This is a genomic window from Albidovulum salinarum (assembly GCF_025673475.1).
In the GTDB taxonomy this organism is placed as follows: Bacteria; Pseudomonadota; Alphaproteobacteria; order Rhodobacterales; family Rhodobacteraceae; genus Albidovulum; species Albidovulum salinarum.
On sequence record NZ_JAOVQO010000005.1, the window covers coordinates 64,548 to 83,444 of the forward strand.

Sequence of the window (18,897 nt, forward strand, 5' to 3'; positions counted from 1 at the left end):
GCAAAAAATCGCCGATCGCGGCGGTCAGACGTTGAGCAGCAGGTACTCGCGCTCCCAGGGGCTGATGACCTGCAGGAACTCCTTGTACTCGTTGCGCTTGACCGCCTCGTAGATGTCGCAGAACTCCGGCGTCAGCACCTCGCGCAGGGGCGCGCAGTCGGAGAAGAGGTCGAGCGCGTCGCCGAGATTGGTCGGCAGCTCGTCGGAGTCGATATAGGCGTTGCCGGTGACCTCGGGCCGCGGCAGCTTCTTCTCCGTCAGCCCGAGATAGCCGCAGACCAGCGTCGCGGCGATGCCGAGATAGGGGTTGCAGTCCATCCCCGGCAGGCGGTTCTCGATCCGCCGCGCGGCGGGTTCCGAGATCGGCACCCGGAGCCCGGTGGTGCGGTTGTCGCGGCCCCATTCGAGGTTGATCGGCGCCGCGAAGTCCGGGACGTAGCGGCGGTAGGAGTTTACATAGGGCGCCATCAGCGCCACCACCGCGGGCAGGTAGTTCTGCATGCCAGCGATGAAGTGCAGGAAGGCCTCGGTCTCGCCGCCCTTGGCGTCGGAGAAGATGCTCTTGCCGGTCTTGTGATCGACGACGGACGAATGGATGTGCATGGCGCTGCCCGGCTCGCCCTCGATCGGCTTGGCCATGAAGGTCGCGAAGCAGTCGTGGCGCAGCGCCGCCTCGCGCAGCAGCCGCTTGAAGAAGAATACCTCGTCGGCGAGGTCGATCGGATCGCCGTGGGAGAGGTTGAGCTCGACCTGACCAGCGCCACCTTCCTGGACGATGCCGTCGATCTCGAAGCCCTGGGCCTCGGCGAAGTCGTAGATATCGTCGATGACCTTGCCGTATTCATCGACGGCCGACATCGAATAGGCCTGCTTGGCGGCGGCGCGCCGGCCGGAGCGGCCCATCGGCGGGATCACCGGCATGTTCGGGTCGACGTTGCGCGCGACGAGGAAAAACTCCATCTCGGGCGCGACGATCGGCTTCCAGTCCTGATCGTTGAAGAGCTTCACCACGCGCTTAAGCACGTTCCTGGGTGCCATCGGCACCGGGTTGCCCTGCTGGTCGTTGACGTCGTGGATCACCTGGATGGTGATGTCGGCGGTCCAGGGCACAGCGGTCGCGGTCGAGAAGTCCGGCGTCAGGATCATGTCGGGTTCGGTGAACTCGCTCTCGTCCGGCATGTCGGCATAGTCGCCGGTGATGGTCTGCGCGAAGATCGAGTTCGGCAGGTGGAAATACTTCTGTTTGCCGAATTTAGAGGCCGGCATCGCCTTGCCCTTGGCCACGCCCGCGAGGTCGGAGACGAGGCACTCAACCTCGTCCAGCCGGCGGCCGGCGATGTATTCCTGGGCGGCTTCGGGAAGCTTCTGGGTCCAGTCGGACATGAATCACACTGTCGCTTTATTTCGGTTCTGCTTGAAGAAGTCCGCGATCCGGTCGGCGATCGCGGCGGAGGAATTGGCGCCGTCGAATCGGGCGCGCGCCGCCTCCATCAGCGCGTCGGGCACGAGGCCCTTCCCGCGATACGTCATCAGCCCGTCGATGAACGCATCGCCGTATTCGGGATGGGCCTGAACGGTATAGGCGCGGTCGTCATAGAGGAGCGCGGCATGTTCGCAAAAGGGGCTGGAGCCCACGGTCTCGGCCGCGGCCGGCTTCTCGACGACCTGGTCCTGGTGCCAGGCGTTGAGCGTCACCGTCTCGCCCCCGAAGTCGTAGTCGGTCGGGCCGACCGACCAGCCGCCCTTGAACTTCTCCACGCGGCCGCCCATCGCCTGGGCGATGATCTGGTGGCCGAAGCAGATGCCGACGACGGGCACCCGTTCGGCATAGGCCTTGCGGATGAACTCTTCCAGCGGCTTGATGAACGGATGGTCCTCGTAGGCGCCGTGGCGCGAGCCGGTGATGAGCCAGCCGTCGCAGTCATGGACGCTCTCGGGAAACTCCATCCCCTCGACATGGTACGAGGTGAAGTCGAGCCCGCGTCCCGCCAGAAGCCGGACGAACATGTCGGGATAGTCGCCCATCCTGTCCTTCAGGACATCTGGGGCCTGGCCGGTCTGGAGGATGCCGATACGCATGGGTGTCTCTCGGTCGGAACGTCAGGGAAGGGTGCGCCGCGCCGCCCGCCTTTGCAAGCGGCGCGGAAGCCGGGTCAGACGGTGTCGAGGTAGATCTCGGTCTTCTCCTCGGGCGTCAGTTCTGCCATGTAGCGCAGCTCCTGCCGCTTGGTCATCACGAGGTTGCGGATGAGCTCCTTGGGGAAGATCTTCGCCACGATCTCGCTCTGCTCGAACGTGTCGATCGCCTCCTCCCAGCTCTCGCAGAGAAGCGGCAGTTCGAGCGCGTAGGCATTGCCGGTGATCGGCGCCGGCGGGGTCATCTTTTCCTCGATGCCGACGAGCGCCGCCCCAAGGATGCCGGCGAGCATCAGGTAGGGGTTCACGTCGCCGCCCGCGACCCGGTGCTCGATCCGCCGCGCCTTGGGATTGCCCGAGGGGATGCGGATCGCCGAGGTGCGGTTCTCGTAGGCCCAGCAGACGCCGTTCGGGGCATGGGCCTCGGGGATCAGGCGGTCGTAGCTGTTGGAATGCGGCGCGAAGAGAAGCGTGCAGTCGCGCATCGCGGCGAGGCAGCCGGCGACGGCATGCTTCATCATGTCGGTGCCTTCCGGCCCGCCGTTGTCGAAGACGTTCTCGCCGTCCTTGTCGATCACCGAGAAATGGGTGTGGAGCCCGTTGCCGGAATACTCCGGATAGGGCTTCGCCATGAAACTCGCGGCGAAGCCGTGGTGGCGGGCCATGCCCTTGAGGAGCATCTTGAACAGCCAGGCATCGTCGGCGGCGCGCAGGGCGTCGTCGCAATGCATCAGGTTGATCTCGAACTGGCCGAGCCCGGATTCCGAGATCGCGGTATCGGCCGGAATGTCCATCGCCTCGCAGGCGTCGTAGAGATCGGTGAAGAAGGTGTCGAACATGTCGAGCGCGCGGATCGACATGATCTCGGCCGCCTTGCGGCGCTTTCCGGAGCGGGGGCTCGGCGGCACCTGGAGCGTCTTGCCGGAATCGTCGATCAGGAAGAACTCAAGCTCCATCGCGCAGACCGGCGTGAGCCCCAGCGCCTTGTAGCGCTTGACGATGCGGGACAGCGCGTGGCGCGGGTCGCCCTCGTAGGGGCGTCCGCTCTCGCGGAACATCCAGATCGGCAGGATCGCCGAGGGGCTGTCGAGCCAGGGCATCGGCATGAAGCCGCGCTCGGTTGGTTTCAGCACGCCGTCGACATCGCCGGAGTCGAACACCAGCGGGCTGTCCTCGATGTCCTCGCCCCAGATGTCGAGATTCAGGACCGACATCGGGTAGCGCGTGCCGTTCTCGACGACCGTGTCGGCGAAGCGGACCGGGACGCGCTTGCCGCGCGGCTGTCCGTTGAGATCCGCGGCCGCCACACGAATCGTGCGCACCTCGGGGTGTTTTCTGAGCCAGTTCTTCATCTTCCGCACCTGATTGGCCTGGCGCGCGTTCCGAAACCGCCTCGGGCCGGATCTTGAACGATCCGGCAGGCAGCATCGGCCCATGCCCTTGGGCCTTCGCTGTTTGTGATCAAATTTTGCGGGTGGCGCGGCATGCGCCGACAAGTTCCCGGAATCAGGCGTTCAGTACGCCCGAATAATTTGATCAAATATGTGATACTACCGGATCAGCTGTGGACGCAAGCGAATTCTGCTGCGGGTCTCCTGCGGCAGGTGCCGGTTGAGCCGGGCATTCACCCGCCCGAAGAGCCAGATCACCGTGAGCGTGAGCAGAATGAAGTAGAAGGCGAGGATCGGGTAGGGGATGAACGGGTTGAAGGTCTTGTCGGCGAAATAGCTCGCGTAATAGAGCGCGTCGCCCTTCTGCTTCAGGGTCGGGAAGCCCGAGAAGAACACCAGCGTCGTGGCGTGGAAGAGAAAGATCGCCTCGTTCGTATAGGCCGGCCAGCCGAGTCGCAGCATCGTCGGCCAGATCACCCGTCGGAAGCGCGGCCAGCCCGACATGCCATAGGCGTCGGCGGCCTCGATGTCGCCCTTCGGGATCGACTGCAGCGCGCCGTAGAAGATCTCGGCCGAATAGGCGGCGGTGTTGAGGAAAAGGACGACCAGCGCCCCGAGTGCCGCGGCCGTCAGGGGCGCCAGCACCGGGTAGGAGGATTTGAGGCTCAGGAACAGGAAGTAGGCGAAGAAGAACTGGATGAAGAGGGGCGAGCCGCGGAACACGAAGACGAACCACTCCGCGGGCTTTCGGATCAGGGGATTGCGCGCGCTCTTGCCGAGCGCGACCGCGGTCGCCAGCACGAAGCCCGACAGAAGCGCCAGCGTGCCGAAGTAGATGTTCCAGATCATGCCCGAGCCGATCAGCGTGAACTGCTGGCAGAGCGTGAAGTCGGACCGCGGCAGGAGCCGCTCGCCATGGCCGAGGCTTCTGAGGCCGTAATCGGCGATCGTTTCCCAGCAACTCATGCCGCCGCCTTTCGTTGTGCTTCGCCGCCCATCGTCGCCTGACCCTTGGTGAGGCGCTTCATGATCTTGTCGAGCGCCACCTCGGACACCCGCGTGAAGCCGAGATAAAAGATGAGGAGCGCGAGGAAGTACCACATCCGCCAGTCGGGATGGGGATAGTCGGTGAACTGCGTCGTCTTCGACCCGCCGAGCTCGCGCGCCCAGTAGACGATGTCCTCGACGCCAAGGAGGAACAGCAGCGGCGTCGCCTTGATCAGCACCATCCAGAGATTCGAGAGGCCGGGCAGCGCGTAGACCCACATCTGCGGCACCATGATGCGCCAGAAGCTCTGGCGGTGCGTCATCCCGTAGGCCTCGGCGGTCTCGATCTGCGCCCGCGGCACCGCCTGCATCGCGCCGTAGAGCACGTTCGCGGCGAAGGCCCCGAAGACGATCGAGAAGGTCAGGACGGCGAGGAAGAAGCCGTAGGTCTCGTGCACCCATTGCGGCGCTGTGCCCAGGGGCAGCTTCGCCGCGGTGCAGACCACGAAATCGTTGCCCTGCCAGATATCCTGATCCCAGCCGGGGCACTTGATCTTGTGGCGCACCAGCTCGAACGCCTGGTCGAGCGCGATGACGAAGAACATGAAGAAGGCGATGTCCGGAACTCCGCGCACCACCGAGATATAGGCCTTGCCGAACCAGCGGAGCGGCAGGAAGCGGCTGCGCGCTGCCGAGGCGCCGCCGAAGCCGAAGATCAATGCCACGGGGGCGGTGATGGCCAGAAGCAGCAGGACCGTGCCGACGGCCCAGTACATCGACAGGTGTTTGCCCGTGGTCAGGTAGCAGAGAAGCCAGCTGAGGCCTTCGAGCGCGCTCGGATCGGTGCAGGAATTGAACATGGGATCAGGACGGGCGGGGCTCGGACGCCCCGCCCTCTCGCATCAGAAGACCAGCGATTCTTCGCCGAACCACTTCTTGATCATCTCGTTCAGCGTGCCGTCGTCCTTCATCGACTGGATCGCCGCGTCGAGTTTGCCCTTGAGCTCGGCGTCGGATTCGCGCACGCCGATGCCGATGCCGTCGCCGAGCTGGATGTCATCGCCGACGAAGGCCAGCTCGCCGCCCGATTCCGCGACGATCGGCGCGAGGAAATCCTTGTCGGCCAGAACCGCGTCGGCCTCGCCGTTGCGGACCGCGGCGATGGTCTCGTCCGGGCTCGGGAATTCGAGGAGCGTGGCGCCGGTTTCGGCGACATGGCTCGCCTGCAGTGTCGCCGCCTGCGCCGCGATCACGCCGGACAGGTCGGCATCCGCAGAGAGCCCGACATAGGCCGAGGCCGCCGGCGGGAAGTAGTTTTGGGTGAAGTCGATGACCGCGTCACGTTCGGCGGTGATCGACATGCCGGCGATGATCGTGTCGTAGTTGCCCGAGACGAGGTTGGGGATGATCGAATCCCAGTCGTTGGTGACCCATTCGCAGGTCAGCTCGGCCCGCGCGCAGAGTTCGTCGCCGACCTCGCGCTCGAACCCGTCCACCTCGCCGGCATCATTGATGAAGTTGTACGGAGGATAGGCGCCCTCGGTGCCCATGCGCACAGTCTGGGCCGTGGCGAGCCCTGCGGTCAGCGCCAGAACGGCGGCGGAAAGGACAAGCTTCTTCATAAGGTAACTCCCGGTCTTGCTTTGGTTCGAGCTGCTTTGAATGTCAGGCCGCAACGGTCGCGCTCAGGAACTGTTGCAGGCGTTCGGTTTTCGGATTGCCGAAGAGCTCGGCCGGCGGACCTTCCTCCTCGATCCGACCCTGGTGCAGGAAGACGACGTGGTCCGACACATCGGCGGCGAGCCGCATGTCGTGGGTGACGATGATCATGGTGCGGTGTTCCTCGGCGAGCGCCTTGATCACCTTCACCACTTCCTGCTGCAACTCGGGGTCGAGCGCCGAGGTCGGCTCGTCGAAGAGAAGCGCGGTCGGCTCCATGCAGAGCCCGCGCGCGATGGCGGCGCGCTGCTGCTGGCCGCCCGAGAGCTGCGCGGGATAGGCGTCGCACTTGTCGCCGATGCCGACCTTGTCGAGATACTTGCGCGCCGAGGCCTCGACCTCGGCCCTGTCCCGCTTCAGCACCGTCAGCGGCGCCTCCATGACATTCTGCAGGATCGTCATGTGGGACCAGAGGTTGAACTGCTGGAACACCATCGACAGGTTGGTGCGGATGCGGATCACCTGCGCCCGGTCGGCCGGATGGCGGCCGAGCCCCTCGCCGCGCCACTTGACCTCTTCGCCCTTGAAGATCACCTCGCCCTGCTGGCTGTCCTCCAGCAGGTTGCAGCAGCGCAGGAGCGTCGATTTGCCCGAGCCGGACGAGCCGATGAGCGAGACGACCCCGCCGCGCATCGCCTTGAGCGAGACGCCTTTCAGGACTTCAAGCTGGCCATAAGCCTTGTGCAGGTCACGGATTTCGATGACCGGAATGTCTTTTTCTGTCACGTTGCATTCTCCCCGGCGCAGAGTAGGGCGGATAATTCGCCGCTTTACAATGCGCTTTTTGTCCGGGCGGACGGGAAAATTCCGGCGAAACGCTCAGTTGACCGGCACATCTTGCGATGGCGGGGCGGGGGTGGGGACCGCGAGATAGGCCTCCGGCGGGATCGCCGCGAGGCCGGCCAGCCCGAGGGCGGCGCGGTCTTCGGGGGCAAGTGCGGCGAGCGCGGCGGCGACCGCGCGGGCGACGGTGGCGGCGTCGCGGCCCTTCGCGGTGATCAGCGGCAGGCCGGGGGTCGGCGCGGTATGGGTGATGACGCGCAGTTTCGCGGCGAGTTTCGGCATGTGCGCCTGGATCAGCCGCCAGGTGACGGCGTCGATCGCGGCGATGTCGGCACGGCCCTCGGCGACCGCGCGGGCACTGTCGCGATGGGCGCCGGTGTGGCGGGTGTGGCTGAACTTCAGCCCGAGGGGCGCGACGTGGTTTTGCGGCGCGGCCCAGCCCGATTGGCTGTCCTGACCGTTGAAGGCGAGCGTTCTGTCAATGAAATCAATGACGTCGCCCGGCTCGTCGGCGCGGGTGATGAATTCCGAATAGTAGTAGCCGGGCGGCGCGTCGGGCAGCGCGTAGTCGAGCGTCGCGACCAGCGCGACATGGCCGTGGAGCCGGGTCCGGTAGGGCATGCCGCAGGTCTGGCCGAGCACCAGCGCGGGGCTTTCCCAGATCGTCCAGAGGCTGCCGTTGCGGGTCAGGCCCGCGGGGGCCTCGATGCCCTCCTCGGCCAGGGCTGCGCGGACCAGTTGCCACAGGCGGTCGTGTTCGGCCGCGACATGCGGCCAGTCGTACATCGCGAGGCTGGCGATCATTTCCGTTTTTTCTCAACAGTTTGGCGGGCGATGGCGCGGTCGCGGTCATTGATGCCGAGCAGATCGGCGGTGACCCGGATCATCGCATCCTCGCGCGGGTCGCGGTCGTCGTCGGCGAGCGCCACCGACCAGAGCGCCTCCATCAGGCTCATCCGGTCCTCGTGCGGCACGGCGTCCTTCAGCGCGCGGGTGAAGCGGACGGTGTCGGGCGCCTCGGATTCCAGCACCTCGGCCTCGGCGCGGAGCCTGGCGGCCTCGAAGGGCGAGACGTCATAGCGGGTCGCGAGGACACGGTCGATGCGGGCGCGCTCGGGGTCGGTGTAGGACTCGTCGGCGCGGGCGAGCCGCACCAGGAGCGCGGCAAGCGCCAGCCGCGCCTCGGGGGCGGGCAGGGGCTCGGGCTCAGGGCCGAGCAGCGAGGAAAGAAGGCGTCCGAACATGGAGGCCATATAGGCGGAAAATCCGGCGTCTGCAAAGTGTATGGCACGCGTCGGGCAGGCGTCGGTCGCCTGTTCGGGCCGGACATGCACCGCGGTCGGTCCCGATTGGGTCGAATCGGCATGGGTGGCGGGATGCTGGCGCCGCGAAATGATCCCCGAATCCGGCCGATCCGCGCGTCTGGTTGCCGTTACGTCAACGTTTCGGTCCGGCGTTGGGGCGACGAACACGTCAAAGTTGAAGATTTTTGTCGAAAACAAGCCATGGCGGCATCTTGTCGCTTGCGACGGGGCGCTGCCAGTGACACCATCAGGGCACAGTCGGCCCTGTACGCCCCCAGGGCATGTCGACCGTAGACGGTGGCCGCGTTTCCCCTTCCGCATCTATTGGAATGAGCCCCGCAGATGGTTGAGGCAGAAGGTCTCTTTGACCCGATGGGTCATGCAGCGCGCCCCGTCGCGCCGGAACGGTCTCCCGGTCAGCGCAGGAGGTCTGCCAATGGCACCGGCGCGTGACATCGTCGCACCCAACATCTTTCCGTCTCGGATGGCGCTCTGCGCCCCTGTCGAGATCCGCCGCCGGAGCGTCCTGGCGCGCGTCGTGATCTGCCCGCTCTGCCTTTTGATCCTCGGCCTCGACCACGCCGTCGAAGGGATCTGGCGCATTCGCGCAGCCCTGGGGCGGCTGACCGGCACGGCGATTCCTCGCGGCAGGGGCCAGGCCTGAGCAGGCCGAGGTGGAAGGCCCAAAGAAGAAGTCGATGGCTCCGGAAGTCCCCGGAAGGACGAGCGGACGGCCGGTGAGACACAGGGGCATTCTGAAGGCCACTTGCCAACTGCCCCCATTTGGCCATCCTGCCGTGCAAAGCTGTATCCGATTCAGGACCATTTCCACGTTCACATAAGGGGCTTGATATGAACGTCGCAGAGTCTGACCACGCGAGCTATGTTTCCGCGCGCGACAGCACTTACAAGGATCTTCTTATTTACTCGGCAAGGAAATCGGGTCGGTCCCCCCTGCAGATTCAACGCGAGTTCGGACGCATGGCGAGGTCGCACAGCCGCCTCAACATGGTCGAGTATGTGCGCAACGGACTATATGATATAAATCGATTTACGTTGGAGGAACGCGATCAGTTCATTTCGAATGACCTGCATTGGCCGATTGTCCACAGATGCAACAAAAACAGTTGGGTTGGTGCAGCAGAAGACAAGGTTGTGGCAGCGACACTGCTAAACGCTGGCGGTGTGCCGACTCCGGAAACGATTGCCGTCCTTGACAGATCGCCGAGGATTTATCCCGCGTTGCGCAAGATCGACTCTGTCGAAACTCTAAGCAACGTGTTGCGAGACAATCTGGATGAGCCGCTATTCTGCAAGATTGTGGATGGCATGGTGAGCTTCGGCGCCTTCCGTATCGAAAGATGTGATGCGAACCAGATTGTGTGCGCTGGCCACCCGCCGATGAGCCACGAACAGTTTCTCTCGGAATTCGTGGGAGGCAACGCCTACATCATCCAGCGTGAGCTCCGGAACCATTCGCGACTGTCTGCTTACGCCTCGGCCCTTGGAACCGTCCGGATGGTCAATATGGTTACGGACTCAGGCGTTCTGTGTCCGATCGCGGTTATAAAACTGCCACAAGGGAATAATATTGCCGACGCGTTCTGGCGTCCGGGTAATCTTGCCTGCGAAATTGACGTCGAGACGGGCCGTATTCGCACCGTGGCACGGCGTGGAGTTGAAATGGAATTTCTCGACGATCATCCGGACAATCCGGGGTTGATGGGCTTGGAGTTGCCTTTCTGGTCCAAGCTGCGCGAAGTCAACGAACGCGCTGCCCGTATCTTTTCTCCGATCCGCTATCAGTCCACCGATATTGCGATCACCGAAGATGGGCCCGTCATCGTTGAACTGAACTACGGCGGTGGATTCGACCTTCCGCAATATGCCAGCGGTCGAGGGATGCTGACCCGAGAAGTTCGCGATTTCTTTGAAAGCTGCGGCGTGACGTTCGACGCGAAAAAGAAGCGCGGCTTTTTTTGGGGCAAGAGCTGATCACCCGACCGGAAGGGATTGATCCTGTCCAGCAAAAAGGTTTCACGGCCCGCTCTGAGGATCCAAGGGCCCTCGCGACGGCGGGAGTTGTCGCGACCATCGGTGATCATGCAACGATCCGCCTCCGGGCGGATCGTTCTGGCCCGCCGCCCCGTCACACCAGCCGCTCGACCTCTTTCGCCGCCCGCACGAAATCGGCGAAGAGGGGGTGCGGGGCGAAGGGTTTCGACTTCAGCTCGGGGTGGAACTGGACGCCGATGAACCAGGGATGGTCCTGCCACTCGACGATCTCGGGGAGCTTGCCGTCCGGGCTCATGCCCGAGAAGATCAGCCCGCAGGCCTCGAGCTTCTCGCGGTACTTCACGTCCACCTCGTAGCGGTGGCGGTGGCGCTCCTCGATCGTCGCGGCGCCGTAGACATGGGCGACCTTCGAGCCTTCCTTGAGATTGGCGGTATAGGCGCCGAGCCGCATCGTGCCGCCCTTGTCGTCATCGACCTTGCGGGCGACCATGTGGTTGCCCTGCACCCATTCCTTGAGGTGGTAGACGACCGGCTCGAACCGCTTCTCGCCCTTCTCGTGGTCGAATTCCTCGGAGCCCGCGCGGGTGAGGCCCGCCTTGTTCCGCGCCGCCTCGATCACCGCCATCTGCATGCCGAGGCAGATGCCGAGATAGGGGATTTTCTTTTCCCGCGCGAACTGGGCGGCCTTGATCTTGCCCTCGGTTCCGCGCTCGCCGAAGCCGCCGGGGACGAGGATCGCGTGGAAGCGCTCAAGCCAGGGCGCGGGGTCCTCGCGCTCGAAGATCTCGGCGTCGATCCATTCGGACTTCACGCGCACCCGGTTGGCCATGCCGCCGTGGGTCAGCGCCTCGGCGATGGATTTGTAGGCGTCCTCGAGTTGGGTGTACTTGCCGACGATGGCGACGCGGACCTCGCCCTCGGCATTGGTCAGCCGGTCCATCACGTCTTCCCAGCGCCCGAGGTTGGGCCGCGGCGCAGGCGCGATGCCGAAGGCGTCGAGCACCGCCTGGTCGAGCCCCTCGCGGTGATAGGCCAGAGGCGCCTCGTAGATCGTCTTGAGATCGTAGGCGGGGATCACCGCCTCGGGACGGACGTTGCAGAAGAGCGCGATCTTGGCGCGCTCCTTCTCCGGGATCGGGTGTTCGGAGCGGCAGACGAGCACGTCGGGCGCGAGGCCGATCGACTGGAGCTCCTTGACCGAGTGCTGGGTCGGCTTGGTCTTCAACTCGCCGGAGGCCGCGAGATAGGGCAGGAGCGTCAGGTGCATCAGGATCGACTGGCCGCGGGGCCGCTCGTGGATGAACTGGCGGATCGCCTCGAAGAAGGGCAGGCCCTCGATGTCGCCCACGGTGCCGCCGATCTCGCAGAGCATGAAATCGACCTCGTCCTCGCCGATATGGAGGAACTCCTTGATTTCGTTGGTGACGTGGGGGATCACCTGGATGGTCTTGCCGAGGTAGTCGCCGCGGCGCTCCTTCTCCAGCACGTTGGAATAGATCCGACCCGAGGAGATGGAATCGGTCTTGCGGGCATGGACCCCGGTGAACCGCTCGTAATGGCCGAGGTCGAGGTCGGTCTCGGCGCCGTCGTCGGTGACGAAGACCTCGCCATGCTCGAAGGGCGACATCGTGCCGGGGTCGACGTTGAGATAGGGGTCGAGCTTCCGCAGCCGCACCGAATAGCCGCGGGCCTGCAGGAGCGCGCCGAGCGCCGCCGAGGCCAGTCCCTTGCCGAGCGAGGAGACCACACCGCCGGTGATGAATACATAACGCGCCATGCTGCGGAATCTCCCGTGATTGCCTCAAGTCGCCTGGGTTTGTCGTGCCGTCTCAGGACACGACATCACGGGAGTCGACGCATAACAGATTCGCGCGCTGCCCGCAACTGGACCGCAAGGTGTTGTGGTAAGGTTCGAGTGTCAGATCAAATCGTTGTGGTGCGGCGTCACTCCGCCGGCGGCGGTGCGGCGGGGGCGTCGCCGCTCGACGGCGGCAGGAGGTCGCCTTCGGGCGCAAGCGGGGCGGTCACGTCCGCCGGAACCTCGGCCGGGGCCTCGGCGCCGGACTGGTCGAGCACCGAGGTGCCCTTGGCGTTCTGCGCCGCGAGGATCGTCAGCGTGATCGAGGTGGCGATGAAGCCGATGGCGAGAAGCCAGGTCACCTTCGTCAGCGCATTGGCCGCGCCGCGGGCCGACATCGAGCCGCCGCCGGAGAGAAGCCCGCCGCCCTCGGAGCGCTGCAGGAGCACCACCCCGATCATCAGGAGCGCGAGAATCAGATGGACGGTGAGGACGACGTTTTCCATGGACCGCTTGGCCTTCGTATTTCGCTGACGCGCCTATCTAGGCCCATGGCGGCGGGGCCGCAACCCCTCAGTCGCCGACATCGTCCATGTCGGACTGTCCGGAGATGCGGCGGCGCACATGGCTCCAGCTCAGGCCGATGCCGAGCACCACCGACAGCGCCACAATCCCGAGCCAGGCGTTGAGCGAGGGATTGTCGAGCCGGAGAAGCCCCTGGTCGATCAGTACCCAGGCCAGCGCGGCCACGACGGCGGCGACGAGCGCCATGCCGAGGCCGCCGATCGAGCGCAGGGTGGCGCGCAGGTAGATCACATAGCCGATGAGCAGCACGAGGCCGGCGAGCACGATCAGCGGCATCTCGTCGGCGAAGGACTGCCGGGCCCAGTGGGCGAAGCTCCAGCCGGTCGGGTTGTAGGTCGCGGACAGAAGGCCGAACGCGGCGAGCCAGCGGATCAGGAAGCCCATGGGTGTTCTCCGGTTTTCGCACTGGCTAGCGCAGCCGGGCGGCCCCTGTCCAGACGGGGACGGGGTGCGGGGCGGGGCTGTCCGCCCGCGGCTACCGGCTCACATAGTTGACGAGCTGGCCGATATCGAACTCCCGGTCCTCGATGATGCTCTGCATCAGGTCGCCGATCGAGATCACCCCGACGAGCGTGCCGTCCCGCATCACCGGCAGGTGGCGAATGCGGTTGCGGGACATCAGCGCCATGCAGGCCTCCGCCGTCTCGTCGGGCGTCACCGTGATCACGTCGCGCTCCATCACCTCGCCGACCTTCGTCATGGGCGAGGAACGGCCCTTGAGGAACACCTCGCGCGCGTAGCGCCGTTCGGTGAAGATGCCGGCGAGCCGGTCGCCCTCGGTGACGAGCACCGCGCCGATGTCCTTCTCGGCCATCAGCTTCAGCGCATCGAGCACCATGTCGTCGGGGCCGACGCCGAAGATCCCGTGCCTCTTGGCACTGAGGATGTCGCGTACCCAAGCCATTTGCGCCCTCCCTTCGCCCCTCGCGCCGCGTGCAATCGGTTGGACCGGACCAGTCTGCGCCACGCCGGGCGCGCGCGCGTTGACATGTGTCAACGCATGGCGCGGACGCGATTCCGCGCCGGCCGCAATTTACCGGTTCCGTCCGCCCGCCCACGCCGCTATACCGTGCCGGGTTTGGCGTCAGAGGAGAGAGACGGATGGCCAATGTCGTGGTGGTCGGGGCCCAGTGGGGCGACGAGGGCAAGGGCAAGATCGTCGACTGGCTCTCCGAGCGCGCCGACGTGATCGCGCGCTTCCAGGGCGGCCACAATGCCGGCCATACGCTGGTCATCGACGGCAAGGTCTACAAGCTGAACGCGCTGCCCTCGGGCGTCGTGCGCGGCGGCAAGCTCTCGGTCATCGGCAATGGCGTCGTGCTCGATCCCTGGCATCTGGTCAAGGAAATCGCGGCGATCCGCGAGCAGGGGGTGGAGATCAGCCCCGAGACGCTGATGGTCGCCGAGAACACGCCCCTGATCCTGCCGTTCCACGGCGAGCTGGACCGGGCGCGGGAAAGCCAGGTCTCGGTCGCCAAGATCGGCACCACCGGGCGCGGCATCGGGCCCGCCTACGAGGACAAGGTCGGCCGCCGGGTGATCCGGGTCGCCGATCTGGCCGATGACGCGACGCTGGAACTGCGCGTGGACCGCGCGCTCGTCCATCACAACGCGCTGCGCGCCGGTCTCGGGCTCGAGCCCATCGACCGCGACGCGCTTCTCGCCGACCTGCGCGCGATCGCGCCCGAGATCCTGCCCTATGCGGCGCCGGTCTGGAAGGTGATGAACGAGGCGCGGAAGTCCGGCAAGCGAATCCTCTTCGAAGGCGCGCAGGGCGCGCTTCTCGATATCGACTTCGGCACCTATCCCTTCGTCACCTCGTCGAATGTTATCGCCGGGCAGGCGGCGACTGGGACCGGGATCGGCCCGGGCGCGATCGACTTCGTCCTCGGCATCGTCAAGGCCTACACCACCCGCGTGGGCGAAGGGCCGTTCCCGACCGAGCTGCATGACGGCGACGGCCAGCGCCTTGGCGAGCGCGGCCGCGAGTTCGGCACCGTCACCGGCCGCAAGCGCCGCTGCGGCTGGTTCGACGCCTGTCTCGTGCGCCAGACCTGCGCGACCTCGGGCGTCAAGGGCATCGCGCTGACCAAGCTCGACGTGCTCGACGGGTTCGAGACGCTGAAGATCTGCACGGGCTACGAGGTCGATGGCGAGCGGCTGGACTACCTGCCGATGGCCGCCGACAAGCAGGCGCGCTGCACGCCGATCTACGAGGAAATGCCGGGCTGGCAGGAATCGACGGAAGGAGCCCGAAGCTGGGCCGACCTGCCCGCCAACGCGATCAAGTACGTCCGCCGGGTCGAAGAACTGATCGACTGCCCGGTGGCGCTTCTGTCGACGAGCCCCGAGCGCGACGACACGATCCTCGTCACCGACCCGTTTGCCGACTGATGCTGTCCTACCGCACCCGCCGGCGCCTCGCGCTCCTGATCCTGCTGGTCGGGCTGCCGGTCTATATCGTCGTCGCGGTGAGCCTGATCAACATGCTCGACGCGGCCTTCGGGCGGCAGCCGTTCTGGGTCGAGATGCTGATCTACCTCGGGCTCGGCTTTCTCTGGATGCTGCCGTTCCGCTTCGTCTTCCGCGGCGTCGGCAAGGCCGATCCGGAGGCCGGAAACGAAACGGAGCGGTGAGAACCGCTCCGTTTTCCTGATCGCTCCGGTCTGATCCGCCTCAGCGCGTCGCGTGACGCGCCTCGGACATGAAGCGCGAGGCCTCGGTGATCGCGAACTGGCCGCGGCGCACCTTCTGGATCTTGCCCTGCCGCAAGAGCATGCCGAACGAGCGCAGCCCGTCCTCGCGGCTGTATTCGACCTCGTCGGAGACCCGCGCGATCTTGCGCAGGATCTGCGGGCGCGAGAAATGCGGCTGGCCCTCGACCATGGCGGTATAGGCGGCGGCAGCCTCGAGAAGCTCGACAAGACTCGTCGCGCCGAGCCGCTCGGCGAAGTCGGCGAAATTCCGGGCGTCCTCGGGCGAGATCGCGGCCTCGGCCTCGACTTCAGCCTCGTCGACATCGGCCTCGTCGAGGTCGTGGTGACCGGCGCTGACGCGGCGCGGCTGGATGATCTCCTCGTCGGCCGGCGCGGGCTCGGGTTCGGCGTCGATACGCTGCGCGGAGACGAGAACCAGCGGCGCCGGGCGTGGCTCGGCCGCGGGAGCCGGTGCGGGCTCGGCGTCCTCCATCCCGGTCACGGGCGGGCGCGGACGAACGGCCTTCGACAGATCGTCGCGGTAACGGTCGAGATCGGTCCTGGGGGCTGCCGACGCACGGTCCTCATCGTCGCTGGATTTCAGCTTGCGGTCGGCGACGGTGGCGACGACGGCCGCCTTGAGCTGGGTGATCGCCGAGAAGCGGCGGCGGTTCTCGACGCCTTCGAGCTTCGACTTGGCGACCTCCATCAGCCGTTCCACCGAGGCCTCGTCATTATCCGACCGGGCTTCGAGGATCGCGCGGCCGGTATGGGACGGGCGGCGCGGCTCATGGGGGGGCTCGGCCCGATTGCGCGGGGCGTCCGTGCCGTGGTCGTGCCCGGCCGCGCCGATCGCCGCGCTGATGCCGGCGAGTAGCGTCGAATCTTCGTCGTCCTCGGCCGCGTCGACGGCGTCATCCTGCGGCTCGTCGGTCGCGGCCGCGCCGGCGTCGTCGTGGAGCGCGGCGAAGATCGCCGAGCGCTGGTCGTCTTCGTCCGGGCTCTCGACGGTGACGTCCGCGTCGCGGCCGGCCTCGGGGGCCGCCGGGATCGCCTGCGGGGAGGTCCCGTCATTCTCGGCCGCCGCGCGGTGGATCTTGATCACCCGGGCGCGGGCGCGCTCGAAGTAGCTCGGCTTGTCGTCTTCGGGGGCGGCGGAGTCGCTGGCCGGGCCGGCTCCGACGGCGGGGGAGGCTTCCATCGGCTCGGAGAGGTCGTCGCCGAGGTCGATGTCGAAGCCGAAATCGTCGCCGGGCATGGGCGCGGCAGAGGCGAACTCCGCCTCGGGCTCGTTGGCGCCGGAGGCCGGATGGGTGGTCGCGACGACCGCGCGGATGCGCTGGAGCTTCGCGGCGACGCCGTCGTCCTCCGGTGCGGTTACGCGCTCGGCCACGGCCGGTGCCGAGGCAGCTGCGGATTTGGCCGCGGCCGGCGCCGGAGCGGTGGCCGGCTGGTCCGCCTGCGCGCCCTGGGGGCGCAGCACGATGCCGTGCTCGCTGATCTTCGCGTCGACCCGGCGCTGGATCTCGCGCTCGGCGATCTTGTGCAGCATCTCGGCATCCGGAGTCGGCGGCTCGGCGCCGAAATAGCGGTCGTCGGCGGCGAGGTCACGGAAATACTCGGCAATCGCCTTCATGGTCGAGAACGGCTCGTCGAACCCCTCCAGCGTGCAGGAGAACGTGCCGTACGAGACCGTGAGGATCTTACTTGCACCGACCATGGGATACTCGCTTTCTGACTTCGCCTGTGCGGACAGGCTGGAAACAATCTGGTGCCTTTGCATGGACAAATGCGGGCAAAAAGAAGGATTCTTTCTGGCGACGATTGTGTTCTCGCGCCTTGCTCGCCATCAATACTGCCATGATCAGGGGCATTGTCCAATCACCACGACCCGTTACGCTTCTTGGCGCAGGAGAGGTATCGCATCGCTGCGTGGCCGAGGCGCTTTCGAGGGCACCCTTCCTTGTAGCCGCCGATGGTGGCGCGAATGTGGCGATCGCGGCGGGGCATGTGCCGGAGGCGGTCATCGGCGATCTCGATTCGGTGAGCCCGGCGGCGCGGGCGGCGATTCCGGCCGAACGGATCTGGCGCATCGACGAGCAGGAGACGACCGATTTCGAGAAATGTCTGAGCCGGATCGAGGCGCCCTATATCCTCGGGCTCGGCTTCACCGGGGCGCGGCTCGATCATGCGCTCGCGGTCTGGTCGGCGCTGGTGCGCCATCCGGCGCGGCGCTGCCTGATCCTCGGCTCTGAAGATGTCGTCTTCGTTGCCCCGCGGCGGGTTACGCTCGACCTCGCGGCGGGGACGCGGGTGTCGCTTTACCCGATGGGCCGGGTGGCGGGGCGGTCCGAGGGGCTTTACTGGCCGATCGAGGGCGAGGCTTTCGCGCCGGACGGGCGGATCGGCACCTCGAACCGGGCGACCGGGCCGGTGACGCTGGAGTTCGACGCCGACAGGATGCTGGTGATGCTCCCGCGCGCCTGCCTCGGCGCGGCTATCGCAGCTCTGGCGCCGGCGGGTCGAGCGTGAGGCGCGCGGCGCGGGCGACCTGGCGCTCGCGGTGGATGATGTAGAGGCCCGAGCCGACGATGACGGCGACGCCGGCCCAGGTCATCGCGTCGGGGAAGTCACTGAAGAAGAGGTAGCCGAAAAGCGTCGCGGTCACGATTTCGAGGTAGTGGAGCGGTGCCAGCGTGGCGGAGGGCGCGAATTTCAGCGCGTAGGTCATCGCCATGTGGCTGACCGTGGCGGCGAGGCCGACGCAGAAACACCAGAGCCAGAAGATGCCCTCGGGCAGAGCGAAGGCGAGGGCGGGTTCGCCGGTCGCGTCGCCGAGGGCGAGGAGCGGCAGGCAGAGGAGCGCGGCGACGACCGCGGTCTGGAACTGCATCGTCACCGGGTGGACGTGGCGCGACAGGTGGCGGGTCACGAGCATGTAGAGCGCGAAGGAGACCGCGGTGCCGAGCGGGAAGAGCGCCACCGCGCCGAAGGCGGCGAAGGAGGGCTGGATCACCAGCATCGCGCCGGCAAATCCCACCGCCGAGGCGGCAAGGCGGCGGGGCCCGACCTGTTCGGAGAGGACGAGCTTGCCGATCAGGAGGATGATGAACGGCTCGACGAAGGCGATGGCGAGCGCGTCGGCGATCGGCATGACCTTGACGGCGGCGACGAAGCAGAAGGTCGAGACGATCGACATCGCGGCACGCAGGCCGGTGAGCCAGAGCGCCCGCCGGGAGAGCCGGAAGGTCAGCCCCATCGCGAGCACCACCGGCAGCATCAGCGCGGCCTGGACGATGAAGCGGCCGAGCGTGACCACGCCCACCGGCACCGATTGGGCGGCGAGTTTCGAGGCGACGTCGATCAACGGCGCGAAGATGCAAAAGCCGATCATCAGGGCGACGCCGGGCAGGATGCGGTCATCGAGGTTCATCCGCCCCCGCTAGCCTGCGGCGGCGCGCGCGTCCATCCCGAAAGCGACG

At 66.3% G+C, this 18,897-nt stretch carries 20 protein-coding genes; 5 read left to right on the forward strand and 15 right to left on the reverse strand.

All coding sequences use genetic code 11. The features are described from left to right. Nucleotides 1-24: 24 nt before the first annotated feature. The 9 genes from OEZ60_RS06470 to OEZ60_RS06510 all read right to left on the reverse strand — a co-directional run bounded on the left by OEZ60_RS06470 (nucleotide 25) and on the right by OEZ60_RS06510 (nucleotide 8,260). The gene (locus OEZ60_RS06470; RefSeq protein ID WP_263334352.1) at nucleotides 25-1,383 is read right to left on the reverse strand and encodes a glutamine synthetase family protein; all 1,359 of its coding nucleotides are present in this window, start codon (nucleotides 1,381-1,383) and stop codon (nucleotides 25-27) included. 3 nt (nucleotides 1,384-1,386) lie between these two features. Continuing rightward, a complete protein-coding gene (locus OEZ60_RS06475; protein ID WP_263334353.1) occupies nucleotides 1,387-2,079 on the reverse strand; it encodes a type 1 glutamine amidotransferase in 693 nt (230 codons plus the stop codon). 74 nt (nucleotides 2,080-2,153) lie between these two features. Beyond that, a complete protein-coding gene (locus tag OEZ60_RS06480; protein WP_263334354.1) occupies nucleotides 2,154-3,488 on the reverse strand; it encodes a glutamine synthetase family protein in 1,335 nt (444 codons plus the stop codon). A 198-nt stretch (nucleotides 3,489-3,686) separates the two neighbouring features. Continuing rightward, nucleotides 3,687-4,493, reverse strand: coding sequence for an ABC transporter permease (locus OEZ60_RS06485; protein WP_263334356.1), 807 nt, complete (start codon nucleotides 4,491-4,493; stop codon nucleotides 3,687-3,689). Continuing rightward, complete coding sequence (locus OEZ60_RS06490; protein WP_263334358.1) at nucleotides 4,490-5,374, reverse strand: ABC transporter permease; 885 nt, start codon at nucleotides 5,372-5,374, stop codon at nucleotides 4,490-4,492. Before OEZ60_RS06490 ends, OEZ60_RS06485 begins: the two co-directional genes overlap by 4 nt. A gap of 42 nt (nucleotides 5,375-5,416) precedes the next feature. Then, on the reverse strand, nucleotides 5,417-6,136 hold the full coding sequence (locus OEZ60_RS06495; protein ID WP_263334360.1) for a transporter substrate-binding domain-containing protein: 720 nt from the start codon (nucleotides 6,134-6,136) through the stop codon (nucleotides 5,417-5,419). A 43-nt stretch (nucleotides 6,137-6,179) separates the two neighbouring features. Then, entirely contained in the window at nucleotides 6,180-6,959 is a 780-nt protein-coding gene (locus tag OEZ60_RS06500; protein WP_317852823.1) for an ABC transporter ATP-binding protein, read from the reverse strand. 93 nt (nucleotides 6,960-7,052) lie between these two features. Next, the gene (locus OEZ60_RS06505; RefSeq protein ID WP_263334362.1) at nucleotides 7,053-7,820 is read right to left on the reverse strand and encodes a phosphate/phosphite/phosphonate ABC transporter substrate-binding protein; all 768 of its coding nucleotides are present in this window, start codon (nucleotides 7,818-7,820) and stop codon (nucleotides 7,053-7,055) included. After that, on the reverse strand, nucleotides 7,817-8,260 hold the full coding sequence (locus tag OEZ60_RS06510; protein ID WP_263334364.1) for a tellurite resistance TerB family protein: 444 nt from the start codon (nucleotides 8,258-8,260) through the stop codon (nucleotides 7,817-7,819). The genes OEZ60_RS06505 and OEZ60_RS06510 overlap by 4 nt, the downstream gene beginning before the upstream one ends. A 496-nt stretch (nucleotides 8,261-8,756) precedes the next feature. Between OEZ60_RS06510 and OEZ60_RS06515 the strand changes: the two genes are divergently transcribed. Beyond that, nucleotides 8,757-8,984, forward strand: a complete 228-nt coding sequence (locus tag OEZ60_RS06515) for a hypothetical protein (RefSeq protein ID WP_263334365.1) — start codon at nucleotides 8,757-8,759, stop codon at nucleotides 8,982-8,984. Nucleotides 8,985-9,172: 188 nt separating this feature from the next. Continuing rightward, nucleotides 9,173-10,315, forward strand: coding sequence for a sugar-transfer associated ATP-grasp domain-containing protein (locus tag OEZ60_RS06520; RefSeq protein WP_263334367.1), 1,143 nt, complete (start codon nucleotides 9,173-9,175; stop codon nucleotides 10,313-10,315). A 154-nt stretch (nucleotides 10,316-10,469) separates the two neighbouring features. Here OEZ60_RS06520 and OEZ60_RS06525 read toward each other — a convergent pair whose 3' ends face one another. The 4 genes from OEZ60_RS06525 to OEZ60_RS06540 all read right to left on the reverse strand — a co-directional run bounded on the left by OEZ60_RS06525 (nucleotide 10,470) and on the right by OEZ60_RS06540 (nucleotide 13,623). Continuing rightward, nucleotides 10,470-12,113 (reverse strand): CTP synthase, encoded by a 1,644-nt coding sequence (locus OEZ60_RS06525; protein WP_263334369.1) that lies wholly within the window; start codon nucleotides 12,111-12,113, stop codon nucleotides 10,470-10,472. A gap of 167 nt (nucleotides 12,114-12,280) precedes the next feature. Then, complete coding sequence (gene secG / locus OEZ60_RS06530) at nucleotides 12,281-12,640, reverse strand: preprotein translocase subunit SecG (RefSeq protein WP_263334370.1); 360 nt, start codon at nucleotides 12,638-12,640, stop codon at nucleotides 12,281-12,283. A gap of 67 nt (nucleotides 12,641-12,707) precedes the next feature. After that, nucleotides 12,708-13,103 (reverse strand): DUF6524 family protein, encoded by a 396-nt coding sequence (locus OEZ60_RS06535; RefSeq protein ID WP_263334372.1) that lies wholly within the window; start codon nucleotides 13,101-13,103, stop codon nucleotides 12,708-12,710. 91 nt (nucleotides 13,104-13,194) lie between these two features. Further along, nucleotides 13,195-13,623 (reverse strand): CBS domain-containing protein, encoded by a 429-nt coding sequence (locus tag OEZ60_RS06540; RefSeq protein WP_263334375.1) that lies wholly within the window; start codon nucleotides 13,621-13,623, stop codon nucleotides 13,195-13,197. A 197-nt stretch (nucleotides 13,624-13,820) separates the two neighbouring features. Between OEZ60_RS06540 and OEZ60_RS06545 the strand changes: the two genes are divergently transcribed. Both OEZ60_RS06545 and OEZ60_RS06550 read left to right on the forward strand, forming a co-directional pair. Then, entirely contained in the window at nucleotides 13,821-15,113 is a 1,293-nt protein-coding gene (locus OEZ60_RS06545; RefSeq protein WP_263334377.1) for an adenylosuccinate synthase, read from the forward strand. Further along, nucleotides 15,113-15,355, forward strand: a complete 243-nt coding sequence (locus tag OEZ60_RS06550; protein ID WP_263334379.1) for a DUF2842 domain-containing protein — start codon at nucleotides 15,113-15,115, stop codon at nucleotides 15,353-15,355. Before OEZ60_RS06545 ends, OEZ60_RS06550 begins: the two co-directional genes overlap by 1 nt. Before the next feature lie 40 nt (nucleotides 15,356-15,395). Here OEZ60_RS06550 and OEZ60_RS06555 read toward each other — a convergent pair whose 3' ends face one another. Further along, a complete protein-coding gene (locus tag OEZ60_RS06555) occupies nucleotides 15,396-17,135 on the reverse strand; it encodes a prolipoprotein diacylglyceryl transferase (RefSeq protein WP_263334380.1) in 1,740 nt (579 codons plus the stop codon). Between the two features lie 140 nt (nucleotides 17,136-17,275). Between OEZ60_RS06555 and OEZ60_RS06560 the strand changes: the two genes are divergently transcribed. Further along, entirely contained in the window at nucleotides 17,276-17,947 is a 672-nt protein-coding gene (locus OEZ60_RS06560) for a thiamine diphosphokinase (protein WP_263334382.1), read from the forward strand. On the opposite strand, the gene OEZ60_RS06565 is transcribed toward OEZ60_RS06560, so the two are convergent. Then, nucleotides 17,913-18,848, reverse strand: a complete 936-nt coding sequence (locus OEZ60_RS06565) for a DMT family transporter (RefSeq protein WP_263334383.1) — start codon at nucleotides 18,846-18,848, stop codon at nucleotides 17,913-17,915. The genes OEZ60_RS06560 and OEZ60_RS06565 overlap by 35 nt on opposite strands. Nucleotides 18,849-18,897 lie beyond the last annotated feature (49 nt).